Below are 18,921 nucleotides of genomic sequence, written 5' to 3'. Positions count from 1 at the left end.
GAAGGTTGACCATGGCTATGCCAAATACTAAGGCATTCTCACGCGTGCCGCTTCCCGGCGGCACTCCCCTCAGCGGTTACCGGGCCGTCTGCCGATCTCGCAGACACGGTTGAAGAACCGCGGCGCCTGCCGTTGTCAGTTGAGTTTTTTCTTGCCGTAGCTATCCGGCGCGTTGCCGTGTGGCCGGGAGACTGCGACTGGCGTTGCGAACCACTTCTTGAACACACCGCCCGGCGTCCGGTCACGGACAGGCCGATGAGGCTCATCGTGCGAGCGATGGTGGCACGCCTTTGCGTTTTGGCGTGCCACAACTCGGGGCGGGGTGAATCGCCAACAGGGCTGGCTCCTACCAGAGCGGGGCTTTGTGCGGCATGCATGGAGATGACTATGGAAAAGTTTGGAACGGTTGGCGAAGGAAGTTTTTGTATCGACCCCGAGGCGAGCGTCAACGCATTGTTGAATGACGCTAACGAGTTGTTGCAGTACGCGCGGGGCATCACGGATCTGCTTGTCGAGTCGCTGCAGGAAGACGAAATTCCTGAGCGTCAGCGCACGCTACTTGCGCTGGGAGGCGTCGGTGCGTTGATTACGATGGGTGTGCAGTGCGCTGCGCGGGCGCACGCGAAGATGGAGTGGGACAGGGTGTGATGTTGGAACCGCCGGCGCGGGTGGATGCAACGCTTCGTTCGCCATGTTGAGCGCTGAGGGTTCGCGAGCGGGCTCGCTCCTACAACGAGCCGGGGTGCGTCAGCGTTCGGAGGGGCGTCGGCGTCTGGCGTTCCTGGAGCGATTCCGCACGGAGGCGAAGGCCGGAGGAGGACTTAGCGACAGGAATGGCAGGCGGCGACGCCCCTTGCCGCGAGGCCGGGCTTTGAAGCGAACGCGAAGGCGGAGCCGAGCCAGCCCGTAGGCACCCTCTTCGTCGCTTCGTTGGCTTTTCGCCCGCAGGGCGGGCTCCTACAGGTACGGCATCTTCGAACGTTTGGTCACAGGACCAACGGGCGGTCGGGGAGCTGGTTTTCGCGGGGTTTGCCGTCGCTGGGGAAGTGGCGGGTGAGGAGTGCGCCGGCTTCGGCGACGCCGGTTTGTACGGCCTCGCGGTAGTGGCCTCTGGCGAACTCATCGCGCATGTGCGCGGTGATGGCATCCCATTCGGCCGGAGCGACAACGCGCGAGATACCGCGGTCGGCGACGATCTCGATGCGGTGTTCCGCCAGCAGCACGTAAAGCAGCACGCCCGAATTGTCCTCGGTGTCCCACACACGCAGATGCGAAAACAACATCGCGGCACGATGGCGCGCGGTGACGCCCGAGGCGACCGCGGAAACCGGCAAACGCGACTCGATCACCACACGCAACTCGCCGCGATGCATGCCCTCGCCCGCCGCGACCGTCTTCGCGATCGCATCCAGTGCGGACGCCGGAAACTGCCGCCCGATCTGGAACCACGCGCCGAAGAGATTGGTAACGATACGTTGCATGTCCATCACCAACTCCCCGACGATCCGCCGCCACCGAAACTGCCGCCGCCTCCGCTGAAGCCGCCGCCTCCGCCGCCACCCCCGCCGAAGCCACCACCGCCAAATCCACCGCCGCCGCCCCAGCCGCCGAAACCGCCCCAGCCACCGCCGCCGATGTCACGGCCGCCACCGAGGGGCACGGCCATGAACAGCGCGCCGGCGACGAGGCCGATGACGCCACCGAGGAGTGAACCAAGCAACAGCCACGCGAGGCCCCCCGTGATCACGCCGCCCACCGGCGCGCGCACGCCGAGTGACGCGCGGCCCAGGATGCCGCGAAGAAACAGCACGCCGAACAGCAATGGCAGCAAAAGGCTGCCGCCGCCACCGCGACGTCGCTCGTGGCTTTCATCCGGCGCGACCGGCGCGGGCAACGCTTCGCCCTGCACGATCTGCGTGATCGCGTTGAGCGCTTCGGTGATGCCACCGTAGTAATCGTTCGTACGCAACTTCGGCGCCATGTACTCGCGGATGATCCGCGATGCGATGGCATCGGGCAGCGCGCCCTCCAGCCCGTAGCCGACTTCGATGCGTACGCGCCGGTCGTTCTTGGCGAGCAGGAGCAGCACACCGTCGTCGGTGCCTTTACGTCCTACTTTGTTCGTCTCGGCGACCTTGAGCGAATAGCTCTCGAGGTCGTCCGGCTGGGTCGTCGGCACCATCAGCACGACGACCTGCGCACCCTTCTGTTTTTCTAGGTCGGTCAGACGCGCATCGAGTTGCGAGACCTGATCGGCGGAAAGCGTGCCGGTCAGGTCCGTGACGTGCTTCGACAGGGTAGGCACCGCCGGATCGTCCGCCGCCAGCGCCGCGAAAGACGGCGCCAGCAGGGAGACGGCGAGCAGGAGCCGCGCCGCGAACCGCCGCATCAGTGGGCGGCCGAGGCTGCCGGGGCCGGGTTCTGCTGGGCGGGCGTGGGAGCCGGTGCCGCGTTGAAGTCGACCGTCGGCGCCGTGGAAATGGCCTTCTCGTTCTCGACGCTGAAGTTCGGCTTGACCTTGTAACCCATGACCTTGGCCGTGAGGTTGTTCGGGAACGAACGGATCAGCACGTTATAGGACTGCACCGCCTGCACGTAGCGGTTGCGTGCCACGGTGATGCGGTTCTCGGTGCCTTCCAGCTGGGCCTGCAGATCGCGGAACGAACCGTCCGCCTTGAGCTGCGGGTAGTTTTCGCTGACGACCATCAGGCGCGAGAGCGCGCCGGAGAGCTGGCCCTGCGCGGCCTGGAACCTGGCCAGAGCTTCCGGATCGTTGGCCAGTTCGGGGGTGATCTGGGTCGAGCCGACCTTCGCACGGGCGTTGGTCACCTCGGTGAGTACGCGCTCTTCGTGCTGGGCGTAGCCCTTCACGGTGTTGACGAGGTTGGGGACGAGGTCGGCGCGACGCTGGTACTGGTTGAGTACCTCGGACCAGGCCGCCTTGACGCCTTCGTCTTCACGCTGGATGGCGTTGTAGCCGCACCCGGACAGGAATCCGGCCAGGGTGACGAGGGCGAACGCGCGGAGAATGTTTTTCATGGCGGTGGATTCCTTGGGGTGTGCGGGGCACAACTTAACCCAAAGCCGCAAGAAAAAGCGTGGACGAGTCAGCCGAGGTAACGCGGTACCAGGACCAGAGCCCAGCTGACGGCGACCATGACCAGCAGCAGGAACACCGCCGCCGACCCCATGTCCTTGGCTCGCCCGGCCAGTTCGTGGAATTCCGGGCTGACCTTGTCGACCACGGCCTCGATGGCCGAATTGAGCAACTCCGCCGACAGGACGAGGATCGGGAAGGTGATCAGGACGATCTTTTCCACGCCGCCCTGACCCAGCCACAGGCCCAGAGGGATGACCACGACGGCGAGAAAAACCTCAAGCCGGAACGAGGCCTCGTGCTTGTAGCAGGCTTTCAGGCCCTTCATGGACCACTGGAAAGCCGCGAAGATCTGCCGCGGCCCGCGCGGGACGGTGGTCGCCATGACGGGTCAGGCTCCGAAAACGGACGGAAGGATGAGGGTCGGGAGCACGGAGCCGGCCTGGGGCTGTGAGTCAGCCTCGTATGATGCCACAGCCCGGCTTCGGGCCGGCTTAGGTGGGGCGGGGGACGACTTTTCCGTGGCGAATCGCCGCGCCCCTCTGGCGCTGCAACACAACGGGGCGGACCATTTGTATTACGCTTGAACGGTTGTGACTCCGTTCAGGGTCACGGCGATGGGAGCGGGCCTACGGGCCCGTTCGCTGTTTCCAATGCGTCCGGAAAATACATGGCAACCCAGAACCCGCCCGTTTCACAGACCAAGTCATTCAGCACCGTCTTCCTCATCGAGATGTGGGAGCGCTTCGGCTTCTACGGCATGCAGGTGCTGATGGTCACCTATATGGTGAAAAAGCTCGGCTTCCCCGATGTCGACGCCAATCTCGTCTGGGGCGCGGCTTCCGCCCTGATCTACGCGACCCCCGCCATCGGCGGCTGGATCGGCGACAAATTCCTCGGCACCCGCCGCACCATGCTGACCGGTGCCGTCGTGCTCATGGTCGGCTACGCGTTGCTGTGGATTCCGACCAACAACACCTATTTCCTGTACGTCGCTCTCGGCGTGATCATCCTCGGCAACGGCCTGTTCAAGCCCAACGCCGGCAACCTCGTACGCAAGATCTACGAAGGCGATGAGGTCAAGATCGACAGCGCATTCACCATCTACTACATGGCGGTGAACGTCGGCTCGACCATCTCGATGATCCTGACGCCCTGGATCCGCGACTACGTCGGCGAGCACTACGGCGACGCACTGGGCTGGCACACCGCGTTCGGCGTCTGCTCCATCGGCCTGATCCTCGGTCTGATCAATTACTTCTTCATGCGCCGCACCCTGGCCCACGTCGGCTCGGCACCGGACGAACACCCGCCGGTGGCGAAGAACGTGCTCGGCATCATCGGCGCGGGCATCCTGATCATCGCCGCGTCGTCGTACATCCTGCAGAACCAGAGCGTCGCGCAGGCCTGCGTCTATATCGCGGGCGTCGTCATCCTCGGCATTTTCGCGTACCTCATCTACGCCAGCGAAACCGGCGAGCGCGCCGGCCTCATCGCCGCACTGGTGCTGACCATCCAGACGATTTTCTTCTTCATCTTCTACCAGCAGATGTCGACCTCGCTGAACCTGTTCGCGCAGCGCAACGTCGACCTCGACTTCAGCCTGTTCGGCCTGCACATCCTCACGTGGATCCCCGAGCAGTTCCAGTCGCTCAACGCCATCTGGATCGTGGTTCTGTCGCCGATCCTGGTCTGGATCTACAACGCACTCGGTCGTCGCGGGAAGGACTTTCCGGTCGCCGCCAAGTTCGCCCTGGGTTTCGTCGCCGTGGCCGTCGGCTTCTTCATGTACGGTCTGGGCGCCAACACCGCGATCGCCGGCAAGATCTCGTCCTGGTACATGGTGTGGGGCTACGGCTTCTATTCGCTGGGTGAGATCCTGGTCAGCGGCCTCGGCCTCGCCATGATCGCGCGCTACGTGCCGGCACGCATGGGCGGTTTCATGATGGGCGCCTACTACGTCGCCTCCGGCGTGGCCCAGTACATGGGCAGCGTGGTGGCCAACTATGCCGCCATCCCGGACAACATCACCGACCCATTGGAATCGCTGCGCATCTACACCAGCCTGTTCAACAAGCTGGGCTTCGTGGGCGTGGGTTGCGTCGCCATCGCCGTGGCCATGCTGCCGCTGATGAAAAAGCTGTCGTTGAACCACGCGCTGGCCAACGTGCCGCCGGTTCCGCCGGTTCACAACGAAGACCTGTAAAACGGTGAGGGCCGCCCCACGCGGGCGGCCCTCCTTCCTGCAACGAGATCGATAACCCGTGAGCGACACCCTGCATTCGCCATCGTCCCGCTCCGGTCCCTTCGCACTAGCGCGTACGCTCGCCTGGCTCCGCCTTTGCGCCATCGCGGGTCAGAGCGTAGCCATCCTCTCCTGCGTCACCCTGCTCCGCCTCGACGTGCCGCTGCTGCCGCTGATGATCGGTGTCTGCATTCTGGCCGTCTTCGCCGCCACCGCCGCGTTCCGCCTCGGTATGCCGTGGAAGGTGAGCGAGGGCGAGGCCATCGTGCACATCGCCGCCGATACGCTGGTGCTGGGTTACCTGCTCTTTTTCACCGGTGGCGCCTCGAATCCGTTCGTCGCGCTGCTGCTGGTACCGATCGCGCTGTCCGCGGCGGCCCTGTCCATCGCCGGCGTGTCGCTGGTGGCGATCCTGACCGGTGTGGCCTATGTGCTGCTGGTGCCCTATCACCTGCCGCTGCCGACGCTGGGCGATAAAGCCCAGGATTTCGACCTGTACGTCGCGGGTATGGGCGTCAACTTCGTGATCATGGCGGTCCTGCTCGGCGTCTTCATCAGCAATCTGGCCAAGGCGATCCGCGTGCAGCAAGGCGAAGTGCAGCGCGTACGCGAACGTGCCCTGCGCGACGAGGGCATCCTCGCCATCGCCACGCAGGCAGCAGGTGCCGCGCACGAACTGAATACGCCGCTGTCGACCATGCGCACCCTGCTTCCGGAGATCCGCCGCGAGCATGCGGGCGACAACGCGCTGGGTGACGACCTCGACCTGCTCGACGGCCAGGTCGAACGCTGCCGGACCATCCTTCGCGAAATGGTCGCTTTCGGCCAGGCGCAGCTGTCCCAGGTGCCGGAACGGATCACCCTCGACCAGTTTATCCACGGCGTCATGGAGCGCTTTCAGCTGCTCCGTCCGGAGGCCGAAGTCAGCCTGTCCGTCGAACCCGGGGCCGGGCGTGTCGCGCTGCGCTCGCCGCCCGGGCTACGCCACGCCTTGATCAACCTGCTCAACAACGCCGCCGACGCCTCCGCCATGAACGAGAGTACGGCGGTCTCGCTGGCGATCGGCATCGTCGGCCCCTGGCTGGAGCTGGTCGTCACGGACGAGGGTCCGGGATTTGACGAGTTCGACGAACTGGGTACGCTCGGCCTGTCGCAGAAGGATACCGGTCTCGGCATCGGGCTCGCGCTGGCGGAAGCCACCGCGGAACGCCTCGACGGCGAGCTTGCCGCAAGCAACACTGGCCACGGCGCGCAGATGCGCCTGCGCCTTCCCCTTTCGGTCATCGGAGACCATACATGAACGACATCGCCCAACCCGGCGGCCGCCCCCTGCTGATCGTCGATGACGACGCGACGTTCGCCCGCGTGCTCGGGCGTGCGCTCACCTCGCGCGGCTTCGAGGTCATCGCCACGGACAACGTGGACGATGCGCGCGCACTCACCCGCCGCCACCAGCCTCGCTACTGCGTGCTCGACCTCAAGCTGGGTGACGAGAACGGCCTGCGCCTGATTCCCGAACTTCAGTCGCTGGTTCCGGACATCCGCGTGCTGTTGCTGACCGGCTACGCGTCCATCGCCACGGCGGTCGAGGCGATCAAGCGGGGCGCGCATGACTACCTTGCCAAGCCGGTTGATGCGGACGCCGTCGTTCGCGCGTTGCTGGACGGCGATTCGGGTCCGATGGATGCCGACGATCTGGTCGACGCGCCGGACGCGCCGCTGCCGCTGCGTCGTCTGGAGTGGGAACACATCCAACGCGTGCTGACCGAGTGCGAAGGGAACATCTCTGAAACGGCGCGTCGTCTGGGCATGCATCGACGCACGCTGCAGCGCAAGCTGAGCAAGCACCCCGTGCGTGAGCGTCCGGACGAGTCGTGATTTAACGCAGGATGATCGTGGCGCGGCGGGAACGCCTGCCGGCGCCTTACGCTTCGACCGCTTGCGGGTTCGGGAAGCGGACGCTCGAGACACGGCTCGCACCCGGCAACGCGCGGGTTTCGAGGGGCCATTCGAAGCGGTCGGACAGACGCCGGGCGATCGCCAGGTCGAAACCGTGCGGATTCACCGACGCATGTCGACGTGTCCCCGGATCGGGGGTCGTGTCGACGGCGGGGTTGATCACGCTGACGCTGCCCGGCATGACGGTGACCACGATCGTGCCCTGGTCCGTCTGCTGAAGCGCGTGCCGGATCAGCTGTCCGCAGAGCACCGCGAAGACCCGCGGCGACGCATGCAGGGCGAACGTCGCCGGCTCGTCGAGGATCAGTTCCACCGGACGCCCCGCGATGAGCTCCCGCGCGTAGTCCACTTCCTGGCGAAGCACGGTGTTGACGATGAAGTCTTCCTCGGCCAGCCCCTGATCCGACTCGCGCGAGAGGATCAGGAAAGCCTCGACCAGCGCTTCGAGTTCGCGGGTCGAGCGGCGGATGCGCTCCAGTGACCGGTGGCCGAAATCCGACAGATCGGTTTCGTCGGCTAGCATGTCCGAGGACATCTTGATGACGGTCAGCGGGCTGCGCAGTTCGTGGCTGGCGTCACGGGTGAAGTTGCGCTCGCGTTCGCTGTAGCCTTCGATGCGGGACGCAAGACCGTGCAGACCGCGCAGAAGCTTGGAGACGTCGCCGTCCGCTTTCCTGCCCTTCTGCTCGTCCAGCGCCGCCATGTCCGGCCGTTCGGAATCCCAGCCATCGAGCAGTTTGGCAAGGGCCGCCACTGGCAGCCATTCGCGGGACACGGCCAGCCACGCCAGCCCGCCCGAGGAGAGCATGATGGCGATCGCCGCGCCGATGGGCGCGACGTTGTTCGCAGCCATCACCGAAGCGATGACCACGACGAGGGTCTGCAGAGTGAAGACCACCGCGATACGGGCCTTGAACGAGCCCCGTCGGGTGGTCCCCCGCGATTTGCTGCCTTCCATCGACTATGCCTGGTCCTGCATGTTCCTCATGCCGTCTGCGACGCGGCGACTTCGGAATCCAGATCGGCCAGACGGTAGCCCGCCGAGTGGATCGTGTGCAGCAGCGGACGGTCGAACGGCTTGTCGATCACGCGGCGCAGGTTGTACAGATGCGAACGCAGGGTGTCGGAGTCGGGCAGCGTGTCGCCCCAGATCTCGCGCTCGATGTCACGGCGGCTGACCACGCGCGGCGATTCGCGCATGAGGATGGCGAGCAGCTTGAGGCCGATCGGCGAGACGGTCAGTTCCTGCCCGCCGCGGGTGAGGCGCAGCGTGGCGGTGTCCAGCGTCATGTCGCCCACGTTGAGAACCTCGGACGAAACCTGACGACGGTCGCGACGGATCAGCGCGCGAAGACGGGCTTCCAGCTCGCGGACCTCGAACGGCTTGACCAGATAATCGTCCGCGCCAGCCTCGAGGCCGACCAGCTTGTCTTCCAGGGTGTCGCGGGCCGTCAGCATCAGGACCGGCGTGGACTTCTTGCCGTCCTTGCGCAGCTTGCGGCACACATCCAGACCGTCCATGCCCGGGAGCATCAGGTCCAGCACGATGACGTCGTAGCTGTTCGAAACGGCCAGGTGCAGGCCACTGACGCCATCCGCGGCGTAGTCGACCGAATAGCCCCTGCGCTCCAGGAACTCGCCGACCATCTCGGCAATCTGGCGGTTGTCTTCGACCAGAAGGATCAGGCCTGCCTGTTCATCGCGGTTGCTCATCGCTCCACTCCTACGCTGATTCACAAATGTGAAGAGTTAACGGCCGGACCAGTGAGTACCGTGTGAAGACCGAAATTGAGCATTCATTTTGCGTACGAGGACGTGCACGTGGCGTCGTCTACCTAAGTAGCGGCGTAAGCACTTTCCACACATTCTCCGCGACGCGGGGCTCGCCCCTGGCCGTCGGATGCAGTCCATCGTCCTGCATCAGGCCGGGATCCAGCGCCACGCCGTCGAGCAGGAAGGGAAGCAGAGGCACCTTGTGCTTCGCGGCGGCGTCGGCATAAACCTTCCGCAAGCCGTCGCGGTACTGCGGGCCGTAGTTGACCGGGAGTTCGATCCCCAGCAGGAGGACTTTGGCGCCCGCCCCCTGCGCCGCACCGATCATGACGTCGAGGTTGGCCGCCAGCTGGCTCAGGGGCAATCCCTGCAACCCATCGTTCGCGCCCAGTTCGATCACCACCACCCCGGGACGCTGAGCCTTGAGCAGGCCAGGCAGACGGTTCCGGCCGCTAAGCGAGGTTTCGCCGCTGATGCTGCCATTGACCATCGTCCACGGCGTCGCCATCTTCGATGTGCGAGCGTCGAGCAGGCGCACCCATCCGGCATCCACCGGAATGTTGTGTGCCGCCGACAACGAGTCCCCGAGCACCAGCACCTTACGTGGCGCATCCGCCGCGGAGGCGATGGCGCAGCAAACCCATAGCAACAGGACCAGGCAACGACGCATGAGCGATTCTTCCCGTGTTCTTCTCGAAGTGACCGATGTTAGCAAGTCGGTTTTCGGCCCGGAGGGACGACTCGACATCCTCTCCGGCGTCAACCTCCGCGTGGCCGCCGGTGAGAGCTTCGCCATCGTGGGCGCATCCGGTTCCGGAAAGACCACCCTGCTCGGCCTGCTGGCCGGCCTCGACGTGGCGACATCCGGCAGTGTGCGGATCGACGGTCAGGCACTGGAGGCGGTCGACGAAGAAGCTCGCGCCGCCATCCGCCGACGTCTGGTCGGTTTCGTGTTCCAGTCGTTCCATCTGCTCCCGGCGCTGACGGCCGAAGAGAACGTGATGCTGCCGCTGGAGCTCGAAGGCGACGACTCGGCGCGGGAACGCGCCCACGCCGCGCTCGACTCGGTGGGCCTGGCCGCACGGCGCCGGCATTATCCCGCGCAGCTGTCAGGCGGCGAGCAGCAGCGCGTGGCGCTCGCGCGCGCGTTCGTCCACCGGCCGCGAATCCTGTTTGCCGACGAGCCCACCGGCAATCTCGACCAGCACACGGGCGAACACATCGGCGACCTGCTCTTCGAAATGAACCGGCAGCATGCGACCACGCTCATCCTCGTCACCCACGACCCTCGCCTGGCGGCGCGTTGCGCCCGCTCGGCGGAACTGCATGAAGGCCGCCTCGGAGTTCCTGCATGAACGTCGCTCGGCTCGCCCTACGTACGCTGCGCCGCGAATGGCATCTGGTCGAACTGCGCACGCTCGCCGCGTCGCTGGTGCTTGCCGTCATCGCGCTCGGCGTGGTCGCCACGCTGTCCACCCGCATCGAACGGGGCATCCTCGCGAGCGCCGCCGAACTGATCGGTGGCGATCTGGGCGTATCCGCGCCGGCGCCATTGCCTGAGCCCATGCTCCGTTCGGCGCAGGACGATGGCCTCACGGCATCGCGCGGCGCGGCCTTTCGCAGCGTGGCCTTTGTGGGCGAACACAGCCAGTTGCTCGATGTCCAGGCGACGGATGCGGCTTACCCGCTGCGCGGCACGCTGGAAGTCCGTGGTGCCGACGGCAAGGGCCGCAGTGCCCACGGCCCCGGACGCGGCGAACTCTTCCTCGATCACCGGGCCATGGTCGGCCTCGGCATTCACGCCGGCCAGACCGTCCAGGTGGGCGGACGCGATCTTCGCGTCAGCGCCGAACTCGTCCGCCAGCCGGACGGCGGTGAGCTGTTCGCTCTCGCGCCGCGTGCACTGATGAATCTCGACGACGCGACGGAGGCCGGGCTCCTGTCCGTCGGCAGTCGCGCCCGTCACCGGCTGCTGGTCTCGGGTCCGCCGGCGGCGGTCGCCACATGGCGCACCTCGCTGGAAGCGAACGCCCTGCCCCAGGGCGCCGACCTGATCACACCGGAGAAAATGCAGGAGCGCATGCGCTCGGCATTCGATCGCGCCAGCGCCTTCCTGCGTCTGACCGCCCTGCTCTCCGCCCTGCTCGCGGGTGTCGCTATCGCGCTGGCGTCGTCGCGCTATGCACGGCGCAAGGCGTCCGAAGTCGCGCTGTTGCGCGCGCTGGGCACGCCGCGCCGACGCGTGGTCGCCCTGCTGGTCAGCACGCTGACCGCGCTCGCGCTGCCCGCCGCCGCCTTGGGCATGCTGATTGCGATCGGCCTCGCCCAGGGCGCGTGGTACTTCGCGCGCCAGCTGTTCGACAACATTCCGACCACCCTGCCGCTGGGACCGGTCTTCGCCGCCGCCGCGATGGGCCTGGCCGTGCTCGCCGGCTTCGCGCTGCCGCCGCTTGTGCGTCTCGCCGAAGTGCCGCCGGTCGCCGTGTTCCGCGAGTCGATGCAGCGACGCGTCCGCCGCTTCGACGTGCTGTACCTCATCCCGCTGCTGACCGCGATCGCGCTGGTGTGGGTGCAAAGCGATTCGGCCAGACTGGCCGGCATCCTCGCGGCGAGTCTGAGCGGCGTCGCCGTCGTCGCGGCGCTGCTTTCGGCCTTGCTGCTGGTCGTCGCACGCCGCGTCGCCCCCGGCGCGCATCCCGCGCTTCGTCTGGGCCTTGCGGCGCTGGCACGCCGACGCGGGCTGTCGCTGATCCAGGCCACCGCTCTGTCGCTCGGACTGTGCGCCCTCCTCCTGCTCGCCGTGATCGCTCCGTCGCTGCTCGACGGCTGGCGACGCGAACTGCCTGCCGATACGCCGAACTGGTTCGCGCTCAACCTGCAGGACGACCAGCGCGACGCCTTCACCAACGCGCTGACCCACATGGGTGCGAGCCGGACCAATATGATGCCGCTCGCCGTCGGCAAGCTCACCGCGATCAACGGCAAGTCGATCGACACGCTCACCTTCGACGACCAGCAGGGCCGCGATTCGGCCGATCAGCAGTTGCGCCTCTCGTGGAGCGCGGAGCTCCCGCCGTCGAATCAGATTGTCGCTGGCGCATGGCCCGCCGCCTCGCCGGCGCAGGCCGAAGTGTCCATCGATACGTCGTGGCGTGACCGTTTTCAGCTGAAGCTCGGCGACACCCTTCGTTTCGAGGTGGGCGAAGGCAGCCTCGATGCGCGCGTCACCAGCATCCGCAAGGTCGACTGGAGCTCGTTCCGGGTCAACTTCTTCCTCATGCTCGATCCGGCCCACGCGGCCGATCTTCCGCACACGTGGCTGACCAGTTTCTATCTGCCCCGCGGCCACGCGGATGAGTTGTCGAAGCTGTCGCGCGACTACGGCAACCTCAGCCTGATCGACGTGGATGCGCTGCTCGACCGCGTCCGCGAGATCGTCGACCGCGTCGGTGGCGCCGTGCGCTGGGTACTTGGTTTCAGCCTGCTGGCGGGCGCGCTCGTGCTGACGGCCGCCCTGGCGGCGAGCGCACAGGAGCGGCGGAAGGAAGCCGCTCTGCTGCGCACGCTCGGCGCCACCCGCCTGCAACTGAGGGCCGCCGCGGCCTGCGAGTTCGCGTTGCTGGGTCTGGTCGCCGGCCTGACGGCGGCGCTGGGTGCCACGGGCGCGGGCATCTGGCTCGGCCAGGCGGTGTTCCGTATCGAACACTTCGTGCCGCCGCTGTGGCCACTCATCGGCGCCGCCGCGCTGGCGGCGCTGGTGGTCATGCTGATAGGCCTGTATGGGACGCGACGCGTGCTCAACACATCGCCGATGGCGCTGCTGCGGGAAGGCTGAGTCGGCTCAGTCCGGGCGGTGCATGTCGAAGGCCATTACGATGGCCTCTTCGCGCCCGTTTTCCGCAGGGTAGTAACCGGGCCGACGTCCGATCTCGTGGAAATCCAGCGAGTCGTAAAGCGCCCTGGCGACGGGGTTGGAGGGGCGTACTTCGAGAAACACCCGCTCCACGCCGTACCAGCGGGCCAGATCGAGCAGCCGTCGCATCATGCGGCGGCCGTAACCGAGTCCACGCCAGGCGTCACCGATGCAGACGTTGAGTACATGCGCCTCCCCCGCGGCCACCGAGAGAATGCCGTACCCGGCGATGTCGCCCTCGTGGACGATTACCCAGCAGTTATGGCCGGCCTGCAGGCAGTCGCGGAAGATGCCCGCACTCCAGGGAAACGGATAGGACGCGTGCTCGATCGCCACGACGGCATCGAGGTCGTCGCGACGCATCGCGCGGACTTCGGTGGACGGGCGGGCGACGGCGACCATGGCGGGCTCAGCTCCGTGCGAACGCGCGGCCCAGAGCGCGCAGACCGTTCCAGAGACGGCGCTTGGCGGCCGCATCGGACACGATGGCTGACGGTGGGTCGACGAGGACGATCTGTGCCGCGGCGAGCGCGGCGGCCGGCAACTGATGGCCCAGGGCTCGCGCCTGAGCATCGCCGAAAACAAGATACGCCGAGGCGACCGGCACGTGCTCGAGGCCGTTGGGCCCGACCTCCAGCCGCGCCGCACGCGCGGTAACGGCGCCGAAGGCGCGCAAGGCGCGACCGAGCAGTTCCATTTCACGCTCGCTGCAGCCCGCGGGCAGGACGACGACGCAGGCCACGCGCTCACCATCGACCGGGTCGTTGGCCGGCTCGAACGGCGACGGTTCCACGGCTTCCGTGACACGCAGGCGCCATGGGGTCACACCCATGACCTTGAGCAGTCGCGCGTGACGGGCGGGCATCGCGGCCATCAGCTGCCTCCCGGCACCCGGGCATGGCGACGCACCCGACGACGGTGGGCCGCACGGCCCCACAGCGTCATCACCGGACCCGATATCGTGTAGATCACCGCGACGGCGAAGAGCACGCGCGCGGTGTCGATGAGCAACAGCACCACGATGAGCACCGCGGCGATCAGCCAGATGAAGGGCACGCGGTCACCCTTGGGCCACGCCTTGAAGCTGTAATAGCGCACGTTGCTGACCATCAGCAGCCCGGCGATCACCGCCATGGGCAACGCGAAGAACGCTACCGTCGGCCCCGGCACGTCGAACTTGACCATGGTCCAGACGAAGGACATGCACAGGGCGGCCGCCGCCGGGCTGGCCAGTCCCTGGAAGTAGAGCTTGTCCGCCACACCCACCTGGGTATTGAAGCGGGCAAGACGCAGCGCCGCGCAGACGGCGTAAATGAAGGCACCGGCCCAGCCGATCTTGCCCCAGACCTGTCCGTAATCAGCCAGGGATGACAATGACCAGGTATACAGCACCAGCGCGGGCGCCAGCCCGAAGCTGACGAGATCGGACAGCGAGTCGTACTGCACGCCGAACTCGCTCTGCGTGTTGGTCATGCGGGCGACGCGGCCGTCCATGCCGTCGAGGATCGCCGCGACGAACACGGCCAGAGCGGCCGTCTGGTAGTCCCCGCCGATCGCTGAGACGATCGCGTAGAACCCCGAGAACATCGCGCCCGTGGTGAAAAGGTTCGGCAGCAGATAGATGCCGCGGTGACGCGGCCCCCGGGGTTGGATCGGATCGCTCATGGGCCATTCCGTGACATGGGCCGCCAGTGTAGCCCAGGCGCCGTGATGCGTCAGGCCGCCGCCGGTGCCGCGGTGCGTGAAACCGGGACAGGGGTCGCTTGCGTGGCACGGGGCCCGGTGATACTTCTTGCGCCTTCCAACCACCTGCCGGAATCACGCATGCGCCGCTGCCTTGTCCTCGCACTCCTCGTCACGGCCTGCCCCCTCGCGCTGGCCCAGGCATACAAGTGGAAGGACGCTCAGGGCGTCACCCATTACGCGGACACGCCGCCGCCGAACAACGCAAGATACGAGAAGGTGAAGACCAGCGGCACGGTCGAGGCACCGGCACCGGCCCCCGCCGCACCGGCGAAGCCGGAAGCCGCGCCTCCCGCACCCGGCACCCAGGTCGCCGACAACCCGGCCAACCGCGCCAGGCTCTGCGACCAGCTGCGAAAGAACATGGACGTGCTGGGCAAGGAACAGGTCATCTCCATCGATGACGGCAAGGGCGGTTCCCAGCAGCTCGACGACGCCGGGAAGAAGCGCCAGATCGAAACCACGCAGGCGCAGATGACGCTTTACTGCAAGTGATCGGCGCTGGCTGGGGCTTGCACCTATAATCGACGTATTACTCCCGACGAATCGCCCGCATGCGCCTCAGCCAGTTTCATCTCGCCACCGTCAAGGAAGTCCCCGCCGACGCGGAAATCGCCAGCCACCAGCTGATGCTGCGCGCGGGCATGATCCGCAAGCTGGCGTCCGGCCTTTACACCTGGTCGCCGCTGGGCCTGCGCGTGATGCGCAAGGTCGAGGCCGTGGTTCGCGAGGAAATGGTCCGCGCCGGCGCGATCGAAGTGCTCATGCCTTCGGTGCAGCCGCGCGAATTGTGGGAAGAAACCGGCCGTTGGGAGAAATTCGGCGGCCAGTTGCTGAAGATCAAGGATCGCAAGGAGCAGGAGTTCTGCTACGGCCCCACGCACGAGGAAGTCATCACCGACTTCGCGCGTAACGAGCTGAAGAGCTACAAGCAGCTGCCGCTCAACTTCTTCCAGATCCAGACCAAGTTCCGCGACGAGATCCGCCCGCGCTTCGGCGTGATGCGCGCGCGCGAGTTCCTGATGAAGGACGCCTACTCGTTCCACCTGACCCCGGAATCGCTCGGCGAAACCTACCAGGTCATGTACGACGCGTATTCGCGCATCTTCACCCGCCTGGGTCTGGAATTCCGCGCCGTCGACGCCGACACCGGCGCCATCGGCGGCAGCGCCAGCCACGAGTTCCAGGTCATCGCCGACTCGGGCGAAGACGCCATCGCGTTCTCCGACGGTTCGTCGTACGCGGCCAACATCGAAAAAGCCGAAGCGCTGGCACCGGCCATCGAGCGTCCCGCGCCGTCGGCCGAGCTCACCCGCGTGGATACGCCCACGCAGCGCACGATCGACGAGATCACCGCATTCCTCGGCGTACCGGCTTCGCAGACGGTGAAGACCATCCTCGTTCGCGGCCTGGAAGGTCTGGTCGCGCTCGTCGTGCGCGGCGATCACGACATCAATGAAGTGAAGGCCGCCCACCTGCCGGAGCTTCCGGACGATTCCGAACTGGCCAGCGAAGCGGAGATCCTCGCCGCCACCGGCACACGCCCAGGCTTCATCGGTCCTGTCGGCCTGCCCGACTCCATTCCGGTCATCGTCGACCGCAGCGCCGCCGTGCTCGCCGACTTCGTGTGCGGTGGCAATCAGGACGGCACCCATTTCACCGGCGCCAACTGGCAGCGCGATGCACGCATCAACCGCGTAGCCGACATCCGCAAGGTGGTGGAAGGCGACGCGTCCCCGGACGGCAAGGGCACGATCCGTCTGGCCCGCGGCATCGAGGTCGGTCATATCTTCCAGCTCGGCCAGAAGTACGCCGAAGCCATGGGCGCGCGCGTGCTCGACAACAACGGCAAGATGGCCACCATGTACATGGGTTGCTACGGCGTCGGCGTCAGCCGCATCGTCGCCGCCGCCATCGAGCAGCGCCACGACGACGCCGGCATGATCTGGACCGACGCCATGGCGCCGTGGCGCGTGGTGGTCTGCGTCATCAATCCGAAGAACGATCCCGTCGTCACCGAGGCGGCCGAGTCGCTTTATCAGGAACTGTCGCAGGCCGGCATCGACACCGCATTCGACGACCGCGGTCTCCGTACCGGTCCGATGCTTGCCGACATGGAACTGATCGGTATTCCGCACCGCATCGTCGTGAGCGGCCGCGGCCTCGAGGCCGGGACGTTCGAATACCGCGCCCGCACGGAAGCCGAATCGCGCAACGTCACGCGCGAAGAACTGCTCGCCCTGCTCGAGGCGTGATGGTCCCTGCGTGACAGGCGCGACGGGAGCGCACGAGCCGCGCTCCCGTCGCGGTTACCGGCCGCCTCTACTGGACGGCGGCATTGATCGCGTTGGCGTAGTCCGCCGTCGTACGGCCCGGCGCCGAGCATTTCTGGATATCGTCGTACAGCCACATGAAGCCGCCCGGGATACCGGCGCTCTGTTTCCAGGCAGTCATCTTCGACTGCACGGTCGCCGGCGAATCGCCAGCGCTGCAGCCCGTGCCGTTCTTCGACCAGAGCCCCGGAATCACCGGCATGCCGAGCGCGCTCGTCCACTGCGCCGGATCGTTGCCCGTGCCACCCGCGTAGTCCTGCAGGTAGATCTTGTCTACGGCACTGCCCAGGTTGGCTTTGAGCGAAGCCCAGAAGCTGCGATTGGTATAAGGCGCGAACGTAATCTTGTAACCGAGCCCCGCCAGCATCTGACCGAAGGCCGTCGCCGACGCCAGATCGTAGGCGCTCTCATCGTCGAAATTCGCCGCGTCGGCGCCCGTAATCTGTTTCAGCAACTGGAAGTTACGGTAAAGGATGCTGTCCGGCCCCGTACCCGCTCCCGCCCCGGTGCCGTTGACCAGTGCCTGGATACTCTCGAAGTCCGTCGTACCGCCGGCACCGATGGACACCTCGATCCGGTTCACCGACGTAGGCGCCTGCTTGAGCGTCGCCAGCTCGGCTGACCAGCCCGTGTTCGGGCCGACGTAGTTGCCGTCACTGATGAGGGGCTCATCGTTGAGGTGCAGGTCGCCGTTGGTATCCACATGCACGCTCCACAGCATGACCGTGGTGAATCCCGATGCCCGGAGGTCGTCCATGACGGGCGTACCGCCGCTGTAAAACGGGCCGCCGCCGTACACGGCGGATTCCGCCATACCCGGCGCGGAAAGGCTCACACCGCCGGCCAGGGCGACCGCGAGGGCAACACGTCGTACGCCAATGCTAATGATGGACATGAGTTATTCCATTCCAGTGAACGGCGCCGCTGTAGGGTTATTCCGATAATCGGCTCCGATTGCGCTGAGAGTCCCACGGTAAGCTGCCATTATTCCGCCACTTGGTTCACAATTCCGACCCGAGCGTGTGTGAAATTAATCGCATCGATTAATACGTCGATTTACTGTGAAACCAGAACAGGGAGAATGCCCATGGCCGTCGATATCAAGAACCTCAGCCACAATCAGCTCAACGAGCTGATCGCCAAGGCCCAGTCCCGCCAAACCGAGCTGCGCAGGGAGAAAGTTTCCGCACTGCGCGACAAAATCAATGAATTGATCCGCGCCGAAGGTTTCACCTTCGACGACGTCTTCGGCGCCCGCGCCCCGAAATCCAAACGCGCCGGCACGGTGGTTGCTGCCAAATACCGTAATCCGGATAACGAGGAACAGACCTGGTCTGGGCGCGGCAAGCGTCCGCGCTGGTTCAATGACGCGCTGAAGGCCGGTAAAAAGGAAAGCGATCTGCTGGTGTGATTTACATGCCGACATAAACGAGAAAAATGGCCTTGCGAATGCGGGGCCATTTTTTTGCGAATCGGCGTGGTGTTTGTTTCGGGAGCTCGGCTTCGCCATCGCGTTTGGCTTTGTCGCGGCGTGCGGTGAAGTCGGGAAGAGCCGGCGGGTGCCACCCTCGCGTCCACGCCTGCGGCGACCCCTCAAGGAGGGCCGCTACCGTGGCCGTGTATCAATGGCCTTCGGCCGGGTCGGGCTCCGACTGGGGGTTTTCGAGTCGGCTGTCCCTGCCTCCCCGAAAACGGCCGGTCATCCATGACCGGCCCCCTACGGGCCTCTTCCAGTCGGAGCCCTCGCCTGCGACTACCGGACGCGAGGGTGGCACCCGCCGGCTCTTTGGGGGACTGAGGTTACGGGTGGGTCGAGCGGCGGTGCGCTTCGTTGGATGGGAACGCTCGCTTGCCTGGG

Annotated in this window: 20 protein-coding genes; 9 read left to right on the top strand and 11 right to left on the bottom strand. The window is 66.1% G+C overall.

Annotated features, from left to right (window positions below; translation table 11 throughout):
- Nucleotides 1-387 precede the first annotated feature (387 nt).
- The gene (locus tag B5X73_RS07260; RefSeq protein ID WP_079521113.1) at nt 388-648 is read left to right on the top strand and encodes a hypothetical protein; all 261 of its coding nucleotides are present in this window, start codon (nt 388-390) and stop codon (nt 646-648) included.
- A 338-nt stretch (nt 649-986) separates the two neighbouring features.
- Here the strand turns inward: B5X73_RS07260 and B5X73_RS07255 are convergent, their stop codons facing one another.
- The 4 genes from B5X73_RS07255 to B5X73_RS07240 form a co-directional block, all read right to left on the bottom strand.
- Entirely contained in the window at nt 987-1,481 is a 495-nt protein-coding gene (locus B5X73_RS07255; protein WP_343124640.1) for a TPM domain-containing protein, read from the bottom strand.
- A 5-nt stretch (nt 1,482-1,486) separates the two neighbouring features.
- On the bottom strand, nt 1,487-2,389 hold the full coding sequence (locus tag B5X73_RS07250) for a TPM domain-containing protein (protein WP_079521111.1): 903 nt from the start codon (nt 2,387-2,389) through the stop codon (nt 1,487-1,489).
- Nucleotides 2,389-3,039, bottom strand: a complete 651-nt coding sequence (locus B5X73_RS07245) for a LemA family protein (protein WP_079521110.1) — start codon at nt 3,037-3,039, stop codon at nt 2,389-2,391. The genes B5X73_RS07250 and B5X73_RS07245 overlap by 1 nt, the downstream gene beginning before the upstream one ends.
- A gap of 68 nt (nt 3,040-3,107) precedes the next feature.
- Nucleotides 3,108-3,482: a diacylglycerol kinase gene (locus tag B5X73_RS07240; RefSeq protein WP_036111379.1), complete on the bottom strand. Its 375-nt coding sequence runs from the start codon at nt 3,480-3,482 to the stop codon at nt 3,108-3,110.
- 285 nt (nt 3,483-3,767) lie between these two features.
- On the opposite strand from B5X73_RS07240, the gene B5X73_RS07235 reads away from it, so the two are divergent.
- The 3 genes from B5X73_RS07235 to B5X73_RS07225 are packed head-to-tail and all read left to right on the top strand — an operon-like array spanning nt 3,768 to nt 7,220.
- A complete protein-coding gene (locus tag B5X73_RS07235) occupies nt 3,768-5,303 on the top strand; it encodes a peptide MFS transporter (RefSeq protein ID WP_079521109.1) in 1,536 nt (511 codons plus the stop codon).
- 58 nt (nt 5,304-5,361) lie between these two features.
- Nucleotides 5,362-6,642 carry an ATP-binding protein gene (locus tag B5X73_RS07230; protein ID WP_239709097.1) on the top strand — a complete coding sequence of 427 codons (1,281 nt, stop codon included), beginning with the start codon at nt 5,362-5,364 and terminating at the stop codon, nt 6,640-6,642.
- Entirely contained in the window at nt 6,639-7,220 is a 582-nt protein-coding gene (locus B5X73_RS07225; protein WP_079521108.1) for a response regulator transcription factor, read from the top strand. Before B5X73_RS07230 ends, B5X73_RS07225 begins: the two co-directional genes overlap by 4 nt.
- Nucleotides 7,221-7,266: 46 nt before the next feature.
- On the opposite strand, the gene B5X73_RS07220 is transcribed toward B5X73_RS07225, so the two are convergent.
- From B5X73_RS07220 to B5X73_RS07210, 3 genes are all read right to left on the bottom strand, one after another.
- A complete protein-coding gene (locus B5X73_RS07220) occupies nt 7,267-8,259 on the bottom strand; it encodes a sensor histidine kinase (RefSeq protein ID WP_079521107.1) in 993 nt (330 codons plus the stop codon).
- A 26-nt stretch (nt 8,260-8,285) separates the two neighbouring features.
- Complete coding sequence (locus B5X73_RS07215; protein WP_036111366.1) at nt 8,286-9,014, bottom strand: response regulator transcription factor; 729 nt, start codon at nt 9,012-9,014, stop codon at nt 8,286-8,288.
- Nucleotides 9,015-9,132: 118 nt separating this feature from the next.
- Nucleotides 9,133-9,744: an arylesterase gene (locus B5X73_RS07210; RefSeq protein ID WP_139382690.1), complete on the bottom strand. Its 612-nt coding sequence runs from the start codon at nt 9,742-9,744 to the stop codon at nt 9,133-9,135.
- Here B5X73_RS07210 and B5X73_RS07205 point away from each other — a divergent pair.
- Together B5X73_RS07205 and B5X73_RS07200 are read left to right on the top strand one after the other, a co-directional pair.
- On the top strand, nt 9,743-10,429 hold the full coding sequence (locus B5X73_RS07205) for an ABC transporter ATP-binding protein (protein WP_079521106.1): 687 nt from the start codon (nt 9,743-9,745) through the stop codon (nt 10,427-10,429). The genes B5X73_RS07210 and B5X73_RS07205 overlap by 2 nt on opposite strands.
- The gene (locus B5X73_RS07200; RefSeq protein ID WP_079521105.1) at nt 10,426-12,909 is read left to right on the top strand and encodes an ABC transporter permease; all 2,484 of its coding nucleotides are present in this window, start codon (nt 10,426-10,428) and stop codon (nt 12,907-12,909) included. Before B5X73_RS07205 ends, B5X73_RS07200 begins: the two co-directional genes overlap by 4 nt.
- A 6-nt stretch (nt 12,910-12,915) precedes the next feature.
- Here B5X73_RS07200 and rimI read toward each other — a convergent pair whose 3' ends face one another.
- From rimI to pssA, 3 genes are read right to left on the bottom strand one after another with little or no spacing between them, the layout of a single operon-like run.
- Nucleotides 12,916-13,389: a ribosomal protein S18-alanine N-acetyltransferase gene (gene rimI / locus B5X73_RS07195; RefSeq protein WP_036111354.1), complete on the bottom strand. Its 474-nt coding sequence runs from the start codon at nt 13,387-13,389 to the stop codon at nt 12,916-12,918.
- Nucleotides 13,390-13,396: 7 nt separating this feature from the next.
- The gene (locus tag B5X73_RS07190) at nt 13,397-13,861 is read right to left on the bottom strand and encodes a hypothetical protein (protein ID WP_079521104.1); all 465 of its coding nucleotides are present in this window, start codon (nt 13,859-13,861) and stop codon (nt 13,397-13,399) included.
- Nucleotides 13,861-14,652, bottom strand: a complete 792-nt coding sequence (gene pssA / locus B5X73_RS07185; RefSeq protein ID WP_079521103.1) for a CDP-diacylglycerol--serine O-phosphatidyltransferase — start codon at nt 14,650-14,652, stop codon at nt 13,861-13,863. Before pssA ends, B5X73_RS07190 begins: the two co-directional genes overlap by 1 nt.
- Nucleotides 14,653-14,811: 159 nt before the next feature.
- On the opposite strand from pssA, the gene B5X73_RS07180 reads away from it, so the two are divergent.
- Together B5X73_RS07180 and B5X73_RS07175 are read left to right on the top strand one after the other, a co-directional pair.
- Complete coding sequence (locus B5X73_RS07180) at nt 14,812-15,225, top strand: DUF4124 domain-containing protein (protein WP_176167765.1); 414 nt, start codon at nt 14,812-14,814, stop codon at nt 15,223-15,225.
- 59 nt (nt 15,226-15,284) lie between these two features.
- The gene (locus B5X73_RS07175; protein ID WP_079521101.1) at nt 15,285-16,985 is read left to right on the top strand and encodes a proline--tRNA ligase; all 1,701 of its coding nucleotides are present in this window, start codon (nt 15,285-15,287) and stop codon (nt 16,983-16,985) included.
- A gap of 67 nt (nt 16,986-17,052) precedes the next feature.
- Here the strand turns inward: B5X73_RS07175 and B5X73_RS07170 are convergent, their stop codons facing one another.
- Entirely contained in the window at nt 17,053-17,958 is a 906-nt protein-coding gene (locus B5X73_RS07170) for a lysyl endopeptidase (RefSeq protein ID WP_079521100.1), read from the bottom strand.
- Between the two features lie 192 nt (nt 17,959-18,150).
- On the opposite strand from B5X73_RS07170, the gene B5X73_RS07165 reads away from it, so the two are divergent.
- Complete coding sequence (locus B5X73_RS07165) at nt 18,151-18,474, top strand: H-NS histone family protein (RefSeq protein WP_036111342.1); 324 nt, start codon at nt 18,151-18,153, stop codon at nt 18,472-18,474.
- Nucleotides 18,475-18,921 lie beyond the last annotated feature (447 nt).

The sequence above is a fragment of the Luteibacter sp. 22Crub2.1 genome (assembly GCF_900167995.1).
Classification (GTDB): Bacteria; Pseudomonadota; Gammaproteobacteria; order Xanthomonadales; family Rhodanobacteraceae; genus Luteibacter; species Luteibacter mycovicinus.
This window is presented reverse-complemented; position numbering and strand designations above follow the sequence as displayed.